Raw genomic sequence first — 12,820 nt, 5'->3', positions numbered from 1 at the left:
ATCCACCACCGAGGAGATGTCCCGTGCACCTGTCGCGCCGTACCCTGCTCCGCGCCACCGCTCTCGGCGTACTCGCTGTTCCCGCCGCCGCGTGTTCCGGCTCGGCCGGTTCGAGTCCCACCCTCCTACGCCCCCGGCCCGCGCTGACCCATGGAGTTGCCGCCGGCGATGTGCGTGCCGACGGCGCAGTGATCTGGGCGAGGTCCGACCGGCCGGCGACGATGATCGTCGAGACGGCGGCCACCGAGTCCTTCAACGACCCGGTGCGATTCGAGGGTGGACTGCTCACCCCGGACACGGACGGCACCGGACGGTTGCGGGTGACCGGACTACCCGCCGGGCAGCAGGTGCACTACCGGGTGACCCTCGAAGGTGACGACGGCGCCACCTCGGAGGCGGTGACGGGTGTCTTCCGCACCGCACCGAGCGCCGCGGGCGACATCCGGCTGCAGTGGTCCGGAGACACGGTGGGTCAGGGTTACGGAATCAACCCCGACCTCGGCGGTATGCGGATATTCGAAACGATGGCCGCACGCGACCCGCATCTGTTCCTCCACTCCGGTGACGTCGTCTACGCCGACGGACCCCTGAAGGAGTCGGTTGCGCTGCCGGACGGCCGAATCTGGCGGAACACGGTGAGCGAGGCCAAGAGTGCGCTTGCGCAGACATTGGACCAGTACCGCGGTCAGTACGCCTACAACCTCAGCGACCAGCACTACAGAACCTTCAATTCCTCTGTTGCGCAGATCGTTCAGTGGGACGACCACGAAACGGTCAACAATTGGTATCCCGGCGAACTCCTCAGCGCCGAGGCCTACTCGGAGAAGAGCGTCGACGTTCTGGCGCAGCGAGCTTTCCAGGCGTTCCACGAGTGGCTTCCGATCGAGCCCACCGAGGCGGTGGACGGGCGTGTGTACCGCAAGATCGGCTACGGACCTCTTCTCGACGTCTTCGTGCTCGACATGCGCACCTACAAGGGTGCGAACGGTGTCAATACCGGCCCGGCCGGACAGATCCTCGGCGCAGCACAGAAGGACTGGCTCATTCGCGAACTCGGTGCGTCGACGGCGACCTGGAAGATCATCGCCAACGACCTTCCCCTCGGGGTGGTGGTGCCGGACGGCGACACCGCGTTCGAGGGCATCGCCAACCGGGATCCGGGACCACCGTCGGGCCGTGAATCCGAGATCGCGCAGGTACTGTCCGCGATCAAGGCGGGCGGCGTCACGGGAACGGTCTGGCTCACCGCGGACGTGCACTACACCGCCGCGCACCGGTACTCGCCGGACCGTGCCGCATACAAGGACTTCGACGAGTTCTGGGAGTTCGTGTCGGGCCCGCTCAACGCCGGTGGTTTCGGCCCCAACGACCTCGATCCGACGTTCGGTCCCGAGGCCGTGTTCGTCCACGCACCGCCTGCCCCGAATTCCTCACCCCTCGACGGATACCAGCATTTCGGGGAGGTCTTCATCGACGGGGAGACGTCCGAGTTGCGAGTCGACCTGCTCGACGCGGCCGGGACGGTGCTGTTCAGTCAGTCGCTGGCGCCTCCTGCCCGGTGACATCGGGAGAATCCGCAAGGCGCCCTGAACTACCTTCGGCGCTCATCGGGCGAGCAGTCCAGTCGGCAGATTCTGGACTGCTCGGTGGATCGGCGAAAATGCCACCGAGAGGTGCGCCCAGGCGAAACTGCTCCACGCGAAACAGGCCTTCACCTACTTCTTTGGGGCCGTATCGGGCGACGGCCGCGGCCAGGATGATGATGCAGGCGAGGGTGAGGAGTGTCGTCATGGAGTCAACTCTGCGCCCGACTGGCTTGGGATCGAATAGCCACAAGGCCGATACTGGACTGCATGATGACCCGTGTACTCGGTGCGCGTTCGCTGGCGAGGGACCTCGGCAACTGGCAGGACGACAGCACCCGTCGTTCGGCGGTCCGGCCCGCATACCGGGCGCTCGCCGACAGCATCCGGCTGCTCGTGCACGACGGCCGCGTCCCGTTGGGTGTGGCACTTCCCAGCGAACGCGAACTGGCGTCGGTGCTGGAACTGAGCCGCACGACGATCACGTCGTCGTATTCGGTGCTGCGCGACGAGGGGTACCTGATCAGCCGACAGGGATCGCGGAGCACGGTGGCGTTGCCGCCCGGATCGCGCCAGAACGGCCTCATGTTCCGCGCGCATCAGCCGGGGCCGGAGGGTGCGATGATCGATCTCAGTTATGCGGCGATGGCAGCGCCGGGAGAGGCGGTCGAGAATGCGTACTCGTCTGCCTTGCAGTCTCTTCCACAGTTCCTTCCGACGCACGGCATGGAACCGGTGGGCATCGGCGCCTTGCGCGACGTGATCGCCGCCCGCTATCGGGCCCGCGGACTGGACACGACACCCGAACAGATCATGGTCACCTCGGGCGCGCAGCACGCCCTGCGACTGCTGCTGAACGTGCTGACCGCGCCGGGGGAGCGGGTGCTGGTGGACCATCCCACCTATCCCAATGCGCTGGAGGCGATCCGGAGAGTGGGGGCGCGGCCGGTGCCCGTTCCCGTCCGTCCCGAGGGAGGCGGTTCCGCGGCCTGGGACCTCGACGGAATCCGGAGCGCCGCACGGCAGACCGCGGCGCGAATGGCGTATCTGATTCCCGACTTCCACAACCCCACCGGTCTGTGCCTCGACGCACCCGGTAGAGCGGAACTTGCGAAGATCGCCCGTGAGACCCGGATGACGCTGATCGTCGACGAGACAATGGTCGACCTGTGGCTCGACGAGCCGTCGCCGGGGCCGGTCGCCGCGTACGGCCGGGGAACGGCGAAAACGGAAGTGGTGACCATCGGGTCGACGGCCAAGTCGTTCTGGGGCGGGCTGCGGGTCGGGTGGATACGCGCCGATCCGTCGTTGATCTCACGGCTCGTCGGCGCCCGTGCGGCGGTCGATCTCGGCACACCGGTGATGGACCAGCTCGCGGCCGCACACCTGCTCACCGACGACGACGCGGTGCTCACCCGCAGGCGTACCGAGCTGCGCGAGCAGCGCAGTGCCATGCTCGACGCCCTGGCCGATCGCCTTCCCGACTGGGTCCCGACCATAGGCTCCGGCGGCATGTCGCTGTGGCTGCGGCTTCCGGCTCCGGTGTCGACCGCGCTGGCCGCGACGGCACCCCACTTCGGCGTGCTGCTCGCTGCTGGACCACGGTTCGGCGTCGAGGGCGCCTTCGAGCGATTCATCCGATTGCCGTACGCCCGGACACCCGATCAATTGCGACGCGGTGTCGACGGCATCGCCGCCGCGTACGCCACCCTGGCCGTGGGACCGGAGCTGGCCGAACCGTCCCTGGTCGTCTGAGAGGGAGTGGCAGAGGACGTGGAAACGTACTCTGCCACTGCGCTCAGGTCCAGACGGTGTCGATGTCGACGCCTTCGCGTGCCGGCGGGGTGGGTGCGCCGGCGGGGGTGCGGGAGAAGCGGGGGGCCGGGGCGTGCTGGGTGACGCCGTCGAGTTCGATCAGTGAGCCGCGGGCGGCGATGTGTTCATTGGACGGCGCCTCCGAGAAGGTGAGGACCGGGGACACGCACGCGTCGGTGCCGAGGAAGATCGAGGCCCACTCGTCGCGGGTCTTCGACAGGAACTTCTCGGCGAAGACCTTCTTCATCTGCGGCCACGCGGACACGTCCATCTGGTGCGGCAGGTCGGCGGCGTCGAGTTCGAGTCCCTGCAGCAACAGGGCGTAGAACTGCGGCTCGATCGATCCCACGGCCATGTACTTGCCGTCGGCCGTCTCGTAGGTGTCGTAGAACGGCGCGCCGGTGTCGAGGAGGTTGACGCCCCGCTCGTCCGACCAGACACCGCGGCCACGGAAAGCCCACATCATGTGCGACAGCGCCAGGGCGCCGTCCACCATCGCGGTATCGACCACCTGACCCTTGCCGGAGGTCTGGCGTTCCACCAGCGCGGACAGGATGCCGAAGATGAGGAACATGGAACCGCCGCCGAAGTCGCCGACCATGTTCAGCGGGGGAACCGGGCGCTCACCCTTACGCCCGATGGCGTGCAGCACACCCGTGAGGGAAATGTAGTTGATGTCGTGGCCGGCGGCATTGGCCAGCGGGCCTTCCTGTCCCCAGCCGGTCATCCGGCCGTAGACCAACCGCGGGTTGCGCTCGAGGCAGACGTCCGGGCCCAGGCCCATGCGTTCGGTGACGCCGGGGCGGAAGCCCTCGATGACGACGTCGGCGCGCTCGATCAGCTCCAGCACCTTCTCGACCTGCGCGGGATCTTTGAGGTTGGCTTCGACGACGCGACGTCCGCGCTGAATCTGGTCGTAGGGTCCGTCCTGCGGGATCACGCCGGGGCGCTGCACGCAGACGACGTCCGCACCGAGATCGGCGAGCAGGGTGGCCGCGTGGGGGCCGGGTCCCAGACCTGCGAATTCGACGATGCGAATGCCCGCGAGCGGGCCCTTCTTCTCTGTAACGGGAGCAGACACTCGAGTTCCTCATTCCGATGCGGGACAACCTGTCGAATCGACGTTAACTTGTCGGGTGAGGGAGCTGTGCCGCGGGTCACGACACAGCCGTCGTGTCACGCCGCTCCCTTGCCCCGCGGTGGGTGGCTGGCGCAAAGTTGATGCATGAGTTTTCCGGGTGAGCTCGTCAGTTTCGTTCCCAGCACCGACCTCGACGTCTCCCAGATGTTCTACGTGGACACCCTCGGGCTCGAGCTCGACTCCCGCGACGAATTCGCGCTCGCCCTGAACTGCAACGGATCACTGCTGCGGGTCACGCTGGTCCAGTCGCGTGCCGACACCGGATACACGGTGCTGGGATGGAAGGTCCCCGATCTCGACGGTGTGGTCGACTCACTCCGGACCAAAGGAATCTCGTTCACCGAGTATCCCGGCATGGACCAGGACGAGCACGCCGCCTGGACCGCGCCGGACGGCATCCGCGTGGCATGGTTCCGGGACCCGCATGGGAACGTGCTGTCGTTGTTCGAGTACCCGAACCGATAGGTGCCCGGACCTCAGGCGTCGAGGTCGGCGCCGCCACGTCTGGCCACCAGCGCCTCGGTGGCATCCCACAACCTGGCCGCGAGTTCGGGGTTCCGTGCATCCTTGCTCGGCTGAACCACCTTGCAGGCCTTGACGTATGCGCCTGTGAACTTGCCCGGCTCGGCAGCCGTGGCGGTCCACACGATCGTCTTCGCGCCCTTCTCGACATCGGCCATGAACGGAGTGAGCAGGGTTCCGATCACCTGGTAGCCGAACGGAAGGTCGCGGCCGAGGCTGGTGCCCTTGACGAAGCCTGGATCCGCGCAGTTCACCACCAGCCGTGCCGGGTCGAAGCGCCGCGCCAATTCCCTACTGAACAGGGTGAGTGCGAGCTTGGAATTGTTATATACGCGTTGGCCGCGGAACTTGTCGTTCGAGGCCTGCAGGTCGTCGAAGTCGAGGTGCCCACCGCGATGCCCCGACGAGCTGACGTTGACGATGCGCGCGGGGTGGCGGAAGCCGGCGGCATCCGTGGTGGCGGCCCGCGCCATGGCGTCGGCCAGGGCGGTGCCGAGTACGAACGGTGCGAGGTAGTTCACCGCGAAGGTCGACTCGATGCCGTCCGAGGTGAGGCGACGCTCTCCCACGTCGATCCCCGCATTGTTGATCAACACGTCGATGCGGAGGAATCGATGCCGGAGTTCCTCGGCCAGATTCCGCACCTGTACCAGGGAGGACAGGTCGGCCGTTGCCGAACTCAACCGGCCAGGGTCGTATGCCGACGACAACTCGGCGATCGTCTCGTCGACCTTCGCCCGGTCGCGGCCGACCAGCACGACCGTCGCACCGCGGGCCGCCAACTGACGGCACGTCTCCGCGCCCAGTCCGGACGTGGCGCCGGTGACCACCGTGGTGAGTCCTGCGAGATCGTCGTGTTCGATCATGTTCACCTCCGGTACCGCGGAGAACAGGCGTTGCGAATGTGCGGGTGTCTCAGAGTAGGACACACCGCAGGGCCTGCGCGGGTGAAACCGCAGGCCCTGCGCGACTCGCGACAACCTTCCGGAAGTGGACTAGCGCCGGTGTTCGTAGCCGAGCCAGGCGCGACGACGCTCGCCGAGCGGATCGTTCTCGACCCGACTGCTCTCGTCGATGATGAGGGTTTCCCTGTTCTCCCGCGAGTAGGTGGGCCAGCCGGGCGCCGGCGTGCCGTGCCGTGCGAAATGCAGCCAGTGCGACTGCACCGTGTCGGTGACGGTGCGCAGCGCTTTCCACCCACCGAGTGCGGTGAGCGCCCGCGCCCAGGGCCCGGTCAGCCCGAACACCGCGTACATCTCCGTGGCGTGGGTGGCACCGAGTCCGGCGAGGCGGAGGAGGCGGGGAGCGAAGTCGTATCGGTAACTGTAGGTGGGGGCTACGGCGGCATGACCCTCGGCGCAGAGTAGGGATGGTTCCCAGAACGTGACGTCACCGCCGAGGTCCGCGGCAGCACGCCGACCGGGATAGCCGGGGTACGCGGAGATCGCCCGCTTCTTCACGGACTCGTCCACATGCGAGAACATTTTCTCGATGCGGGTGGCGTCGGTGGGCAGGATATCGAGGAACCGCGGGAACACCCTGCCCTCGTACTGGTTGGTGCCGATGATCAAGGGAACCGGGTGACCGGAACCGGAGGCGAAGGTATCGAGCGGGTGAGCGGGAAGCAGGAAGCCGTCTACTACCGGCGCGAACACTCGTGTTCCGGGCTCCTCGTCGGCGCCCCGATCCGCCAAAGTGGTTCCCACCTCGACGAAGTCGGAGGCCTTCGCGGCCTGCAGCCAGGTCGCGGCCTCGGAAAGGGGCACTCCCGCGATCTCGACGAATTCGCGTGCCCACCGTGCCGCCCGCTCTGGATGGTATGCCGACGCCGCCGGCGGACTCTGTGCGATGGCCTTGCTGAACAGTCCTTTCGCGGCGGGTGTGCCCATCAGGGTGGTGACGGCGTTGGCGCCGGCCGACTCACCGAAGATCGTGACATTGTCGGGGTCGCCGCCGAACTCGGCGATGTTGCGTTGCACCCACTCGAGCGCCGCCATTTGATCGCGCAGGCCGAGATTCGAGTCGAAAGGCCGCTCCCGCGTGGAGAATTGGCTGAAATCGACGTATCCCAGGGCGCCGAGCCGGTAGTTGATGGACACATAGACGATGTCGCCGCGCCGTACCAGCGAGTGGCCACCGTACAGCGAGGACGAAGAGCTTCCCCCCGAGTACGCGCCTCCGTGGATGAACACCATCACCGGGCGCGGCGTCGCGGACGGCTCCGCGGGAGCCACCACGTTGAGAGTCAGGCAGTCTTCGTCGCACGGCCCGCTACCTTGGGGCGCGCTTGCCCCATAGTGGAAGGCTCGCCGGACATCCGACCACGGCTCGGCCGGTTGCGGGGCACGTAACCGTAACGGGCCCACCGGGGGAGCCGCATACGGGATTCCGCGCCAGGTGATCAGGTCGTCGAGTCGACGCCCTCCGACGGCGCCGCTCTCGGTGTGGACTTCGAGTGGACTCACAGGCCCTGCCCGTAGTAGCCCTCGTACCCTTCCCACGCCAGTCGACGTTCCCTGCGCGGATCGTCCTGGACTGTGGTGACGGTGTCGAACACGAGCGTTGCTCTCCGATCGGTGTCGTATCTCGGCCACGCAGCCGAAGGTGTTCCGTGCGTGGCGAACTGCAACCAGTTCCTCTGCACCGTATCGGTCACGTCTTTCAGGCCGCGTCGGCCCCCCGCCAACGTGAGCGCGCGACCGAAACGAGTGTCGGCGACACCGAAGACGGCGAGTAATTCGAATCCGTGGGTGGCGTCGAGTCCGAGCCATGTCATGATCCGCGGAGCGAAGTCGAACCGATAACTGTACGTCGGTGCGTAGGCGCAATGCGCCTGGGCCAGTTCCACCGACGGTTTCCAGAACGTCAGGTCACCACCGAGGTCCACCGCGGCGTCGGGGGCTGGATAGCCCGGATAGGCTGCGGTGACGCGGGCTTGTGCCGCTGGGTCGGTGAGCTCGAACATCCGGCCGATCCGCGCAGGATCGGTGGGCAGGGCGTCCAAGACCTTCGGGAACAGTGTGCCCTCACGGCTGTTGGTGCCGATGATCAGCGGGACACGGTGCGCGGAGCCGTCGGAGAACGCGTCGAGCGGTGGCTTCGGAAGAAAGTCCCCGTCGATCACGGGACCGAACGGGTGAAGCCCGGGAGTTTCCACCAGAACCTTGGCACCCAGCCGGTTTCCCGCTCGACCGAGCGCTCCGACGGGTGAGGTACTCAAGGCCTCGGCCGCGTTCTCCGGTTCGGCGCCCAGGAGTTTCACGTAGTCGGCGGCCCACCCGGCGGCCCGCTCGGCCGTCGTGACGAGACCGGGCGCCGAGCTCTCGGCGATCGCACGAGCGAACAGGCCGCGAGCGGAAGGTGTGGTCATCAAGGTGGTGACCGCGTTTCCGCCCGCGGACTCACCGAACAGGGTGACATTGTCGGGGTCGCCGCCGAATCCGGCGATGTTGCGTTGCACCCACTCGAGTGCCGCCACCTGGTCGCGCAGCCCGAGGTTGGAATCGAATGGCCGCTCGGGGGTGGAGAACTGGGTGAAATCGAGGTAGCCGAGCGAACCGAGCCGGTAGTTGATCGACACGTAGACGATATCGCCCCGGCGTACCAGTGACTGACCGCCGTACAGTGCGGTCGCAGACATGCCCAGTGTGTATGCGCCGCCGTGGACGAACACCATCACCGGGCGGGGCTTACCGGAGGTGCCGGGCCTGGCCAGAACGTTGAGGGTCAGACAGTTCTCACTGCTCGGCTGGTACTTGCCCGGCCGCAGCACCGTGAACTTCTTGTGCTGCACGGCCGCGTCCCCGAATTCGGTGGCATCGAGTTCCCCGCTCCACGGGGTGACCGGCTGGGGCGCCCGCAGTCGCAGCGGACCTACCGGCGGGGCAGCATAGGGAATCCCGCGCCAGGCCACGAGGTCGTCGAGCCGTCGGCCGCGCACCATCCCGTCGGTGGTCTTCACCACTGTGTCGGTCGCTGCTCTGTCGGTCGCGACTGTGCCTGTCGTGCGAATGTCGGACGCCATGTCGGCGACTATACGTAGACCTCCTGAGAAACCGATTTGAACGGCGTTCTCGCGCCGGGACCGCTCATCGCCGTGCCTCGAGCAACCGCAGCCACACCTCGCTCACCGTCGGGTAGGACGGCACTGCATGCCACAGGGCGTCCAGCGGCACCCTTCCCACGACGGCGACCGTCGCGGCATGCACCAGTTCGGCGACGTCCGTGCCGGCGAAAGTCGCACCTAGCAGGGTGTCGGAACCTCGATCGACGACAAGTTTCGCGTGGCCGCCGAAATCGTCGCGAGAGAGGGACGAGCCCGCGACGGCGATGTCGACTTCGACCGTCTCGACGTCCACGCCTGAGTCGCGGGCCTCCTTCTCGGTGATTCCCACAGCAGCGACCTCGGGGTCCGAGAACACCACCTGGGGAACCTGCCCGTGATCGGCGGACGCACTGTAGCGGGAACCGTCGAGCGGTCTTCCCTCCGCCCGCGCCGCGATCACGTCACCACAGACCCGCGCCTGATATTTGCCCATGTGAGTGAGCAATGCCCGCCCGTTGACGTCGCCGACGGCGTACAACCATCCGTCCGGTGTGGTCATGTGGTCGTCGGTGGGAAGATAGCCGCGCGCGTCGAGCAGTCGCGGGTCGACTCCCAGCCCCGAAGTCGCAGGGGTGCGGCCGGTCGCGACCACGATCTCGTCGACCTCGAACGGGTCCTGCCCGGCCACGTCGAGCGTGGCGGGGCCGCCGTGGATCCGGCCGACACCGGTGTCCTGCGGATCGGGACGCTCCACACCGCGGAGGTCGGCGCCGAAGAGGAGTCGGGCGCCCTTCTTTTCGAGTCCCTCGGCCACCAGCTTCCCGGCGAACGGCTCGTTCTTTGCGAGTAGCCCTCGGCCTCGCACCACCATGGTGAGTTCCTCGACACCGAGGTCGAGCAGCCACGACGCGCTCTCGCAGGCTACGACGCCGCCGCCGATCACTGCGACCCGGCGCGGGACCTCCCGCAGATTGGTGGCATCCCGCGAGGCCCACGGCAAGGCTGCGCGGAGCCCGGGTGTGTCCGGAATCGCTGCCGTGGTTCCCGTCGCCACGACGACGGCTTGCCGGGCGCGGATACGGCGGGAGCCGCCCACCGTCACCGTCCGCTCGCCGGTCAGGCACGCCGCGCCGCGGATCACCTCGATTCCCTGCGCATCGGCCCACATCACCTGCGACGAGTCGTCGTGGTTGTTGGTGAACGAGTCCCGCCGGGCGAGTACGGCCTGCGGATCGAGGGCTCCGGCGGATACACCGGCCATGTTGCGTGCGGCACCCAGGACCTCCCCGGGACGCAGCAACGCCTTGCTGGGCATACAGGCCCAATACGAACACTCGCCGCCGACGAGCTCGTGCTCGATCAGTGCGGCGGTGCGCTCGCTGCCCGCGATGGCATAGCTCGCCGCGTTCTCACCCGCGGGGCCGCCTCCGATCACGATGACGTCGTACTCTTCCGCGTCGTCCACCGAGTCAGTCATGCCTGTCACGGTAGGCCGGTCGAGGGTCGGCTGTCAGAACTTCGAGCACGCCTGCGGTGTGTGTGGCCGCAAGTATCGTGACCGGATGATGCGCAACAAGATCTTGATCACCGGAGCCAGCTCGGGCCTGGGCGAGGAAATGGCCCGCCGATTCGCCGCCCAAGGGCGAGACCTCGCGCTCTGCGCGCGGCGCGGTGCCCGCCTCGAAGCCCTACGCGACGAACTGAGGTCCGCCCATCCCGGAGTGACCGTTGCGATCCGCGAACTCGACGTCACCGATCACGAAGCGGTGGTACGCGTCTTCGGGGAGTTACGTGACGAGCTGGGTGGTCTCGACCGGGTGATCGTCAACGCCGGACTCGGCAAGGGGGCCAGGATCGGGACGGGCCGTGCCGACGCCAATCTCGCCACCGCCCGCACCAACTTCGTCGGCGCGCTGTCGCAGTGCGAGGCCGCCCTCCAGATATTTCGGGAACAGAATTTCGGTCATCTCGTGCTCGTGTCGTCGATCAGTGCCGATCGCGGTCTGCCCGGTCCGAAGGCGGCCTATTCGGCCAGCAAGGCCGGCGTCTCCGCACTCGGGGAGGCGTTGACGGCAGAACTGGTGAAGAGTCCCATCGCGGTGACCACACTGTTGCCCGGATACATCGCTACCGAGATGTCGGGCAAGGCCGGTGACAGCGACTCGATGACCGCAAGTCTGGACGAGGGCGTCACCGCGATGGTCGACGCGATCGACAAGGAATCCCGCCGGGTGGCGTTGCCCGGCACCAAGTGGAAAGCAATCGACTTGGCGCTGAGGTTCCTTCCGCATGCATGGACATCACGGTTCGTGTAGGACTGAGCTGTGCCGGCCAGTGACGACGAGCGTGAGGTGTCCACAGTGACGACAACCCAGGAATCTTCGTCTCTCGGCTTGCAGCGCTCGCGGCCGCGCGTGGTGATTGTGGGCGGCGGATTCGGTGGCGTGTACGCCGCCAAGCGGTTCCGGGGTGTGGACGTCGACGTCACGCTGCTCGATCGGGGAACCAGCCACGTCTTCCAGCCGCTGCTGTATCAGTGCGCCACGGGACTCCTGTCCGAAGGGGAGATCACCACACCGTTGCGGCACCTGCTCCGTGGCTACAGCAACATTCACGTCGCCCTCGGGGAAGCGCAGTCGATCGACGCCGACCAAAAGGTCTTGACCGCAAGCCGATTCGACGGCTCCACCTTCGACGTTCCCTACGACTACTTGATCGTTGCTGCCGGGATGCGTCAGGCGTATCACGGTCACGACGAGTACATCCAGTGGGCGCCCGGTATGAAAACTCTCGACGACGCCCTCGCGATTCGGCGAAAGCTCATCTCGGCCTTCGAAATGGCCGAGTCGCTTCCCACCCCCGAAGAGCGGAAGCCGTGGCTGACCTTCGCCGTCGCCGGCGGTGGGCCCACCGGGGTCGAACTGGCCGGGCAGATCAGGGAACTCGCACTGCGGGCCCTCGCTCACGAATTCCAGTCCATCGATCCCGGTGAGGCGCGGGTACTGCTGCTGCACGGCGGTGACCGGGTGTTGCCGTCGTTCAACCGCAAGCTGTCGGCGGCGGCGCAGGCCACACTCGACAAGATCGGTGTCGAAACACATCTGGGCGTGCATGTCACGGATGTGTCGGAGACGAGCGTCGAGACGACGTCCAAGGACGGGGCGAAGGCCAAGAACCGGTTCGACGCGCGGACCATCCTGTGGACCGCCGGCGTCGAGGCGGTCCCGTTCGCCTCCGTACTCGCACAGGCGCTCGGCGTGAAGCAGGCCGCGGGTGGTCGCATCGAGGTGAATCCCGACCTCAGCGTGCCGGGTCATCCCAACGTCTGGGTCGTGGGCGACATGATGGCGCTGAAAGATCTTCCCGGTGTGGCCGAGGTGGCGATGCAGGGTGGCAGGCACGCCGCGGGGTGCATTGCCCGCACCGTCGAGCGGGGCGCACCCGACCGGAAACCGTTCAAGTACCGCGATCTCGGCAGCGCGGCGTACATTGCCCGCAGGCACGCGCTCGTTCAGGCGGGGCCTATCCAGATGTCCGGTGCCGTCGGGTGGGTGTCGTGGGGCGTCATCCACATCGCCTTCCTCGCGGGCTACCGCAACAGGTTCGGCACGTTGCTGAACTGGGCGGTCACGCTCGCGTCGGGAGCGCGGCGGGAGCGGGCCATCACCTACGGCGATCCGCAGTCGGCGCGTCAGCCCTACGACGCCTGACGTC

Annotated in this window: 10 protein-coding genes; 5 read left to right on the top strand and 5 right to left on the bottom strand. The window is 67.1% G+C overall.

Going from position 1 to position 12,820, the window contains the following annotated elements; genetic code table 11:
* Positions 1 to 23: 23 nt before the first annotated feature.
* Positions 24 to 1,562: an alkaline phosphatase D family protein gene (locus tag CBI38_RS23740; RefSeq protein ID WP_109332726.1), complete on the top strand. Its 1,539-nt coding sequence runs from the start codon at positions 24 to 26 to the stop codon at positions 1,560 to 1,562.
* A gap of 291 nt (positions 1,563 to 1,853) precedes the next feature.
* Entirely contained in the window at positions 1,854 to 3,338 is a 1,485-nt protein-coding gene (gene yczR / locus CBI38_RS23730; protein WP_109332722.1) for a MocR-like transcription factor YczR, read from the top strand.
* Between the two features lie 43 nt (positions 3,339 to 3,381).
* Here the strand turns inward: yczR and CBI38_RS23725 are convergent, their stop codons facing one another.
* On the bottom strand, positions 3,382 to 4,479 hold the full coding sequence (locus CBI38_RS23725; RefSeq protein ID WP_109332720.1) for a CaiB/BaiF CoA transferase family protein: 1,098 nt from the start codon (positions 4,477 to 4,479) through the stop codon (positions 3,382 to 3,384).
* A 144-nt stretch (positions 4,480 to 4,623) separates the two neighbouring features.
* Between CBI38_RS23725 and CBI38_RS23720 the strand changes: the two genes are divergently transcribed.
* Entirely contained in the window at positions 4,624 to 5,004 is a 381-nt protein-coding gene (locus tag CBI38_RS23720; RefSeq protein WP_109332719.1) for a VOC family protein, read from the top strand.
* Positions 5,005 to 5,015: 11 nt separating this feature from the next.
* Here the strand turns inward: CBI38_RS23720 and CBI38_RS23715 are convergent, their stop codons facing one another.
* From CBI38_RS23715 to CBI38_RS23700, 4 genes are all read right to left on the bottom strand, one after another.
* Positions 5,016 to 5,927 (bottom strand): SDR family oxidoreductase, encoded by a 912-nt coding sequence (locus CBI38_RS23715; RefSeq protein ID WP_109332718.1) that lies wholly within the window; start codon positions 5,925 to 5,927, stop codon positions 5,016 to 5,018.
* Positions 5,928 to 6,056: 129 nt separating this feature from the next.
* On the bottom strand, positions 6,057 to 7,526 hold the full coding sequence (locus tag CBI38_RS23710; protein WP_109332717.1) for a carboxylesterase/lipase family protein: 1,470 nt from the start codon (positions 7,524 to 7,526) through the stop codon (positions 6,057 to 6,059).
* Complete coding sequence (locus CBI38_RS23705) at positions 7,523 to 9,085, bottom strand: carboxylesterase/lipase family protein (RefSeq protein ID WP_109332716.1); 1,563 nt, start codon at positions 9,083 to 9,085, stop codon at positions 7,523 to 7,525. The genes CBI38_RS23710 and CBI38_RS23705 overlap by 4 nt, the downstream gene beginning before the upstream one ends.
* Positions 9,086 to 9,149: 64 nt before the next feature.
* Positions 9,150 to 10,583, bottom strand: coding sequence for a dihydrolipoyl dehydrogenase family protein (locus CBI38_RS23700; protein WP_109332715.1), 1,434 nt, complete (start codon positions 10,581 to 10,583; stop codon positions 9,150 to 9,152).
* Positions 10,584 to 10,668: 85 nt separating this feature from the next.
* Here CBI38_RS23700 and CBI38_RS23695 point away from each other — a divergent pair, with 85 nt between their 5' ends.
* Entirely contained in the window at positions 10,669 to 11,421 is a 753-nt protein-coding gene (locus tag CBI38_RS23695; RefSeq protein WP_109335307.1) for an SDR family oxidoreductase, read from the top strand.
* A gap of 45 nt (positions 11,422 to 11,466) precedes the next feature.
* Entirely contained in the window at positions 11,467 to 12,816 is a 1,350-nt protein-coding gene (locus tag CBI38_RS23690; protein WP_109335306.1) for an NAD(P)/FAD-dependent oxidoreductase, read from the top strand.
* The last annotated feature ends 4 nt before the right edge of the window (positions 12,817 to 12,820 follow it).

It is taken from the genome of Rhodococcus oxybenzonivorans, from assembly GCF_003130705.1.
Taxonomy (GTDB): Bacteria; Actinomycetota; Actinomycetes; order Mycobacteriales; family Mycobacteriaceae; genus Rhodococcus_F; species Rhodococcus_F oxybenzonivorans.
The sequence above is the reverse complement of the archived record's forward strand: the minus strand, read 5'-3'. Positions and strand labels throughout refer to the sequence as shown.

Excerpts from the sequence above, each read along its gene's own strand:
- yczR (WP_109332722.1), top strand. The coding sequence starts at position 1,854 with ATGATGACCCGTGTACTCGGTGCGCGTTCGCTGGCGAGGGACCTCGGC.
- CBI38_RS23720 (WP_109332719.1), top strand. The coding sequence starts at position 4,624 with ATGAGTTTTCCGGGTGAGCTCGTCAGTTTCGTTCCCAGCACCGACCTC.
- CBI38_RS23715 (WP_109332718.1), bottom strand. The coding sequence starts at position 5,927 with ATGATCGAACACGACGATCTCGCAGGACTCACCACGGTGGTCACCGGC.
- CBI38_RS23705 (WP_109332716.1), bottom strand. The coding sequence starts at position 9,085 with ATGGCGTCCGACATTCGCACGACAGGCACAGTCGCGACCGACAGAGCA.
- CBI38_RS23700 (WP_109332715.1), bottom strand. The coding sequence starts at position 10,583 with ATGACTGACTCGGTGGACGACGCGGAAGAGTACGACGTCATCGTGATC.
- CBI38_RS23695 (WP_109335307.1), top strand. The coding sequence starts at position 10,669 with ATGATGCGCAACAAGATCTTGATCACCGGAGCCAGCTCGGGCCTGGGC.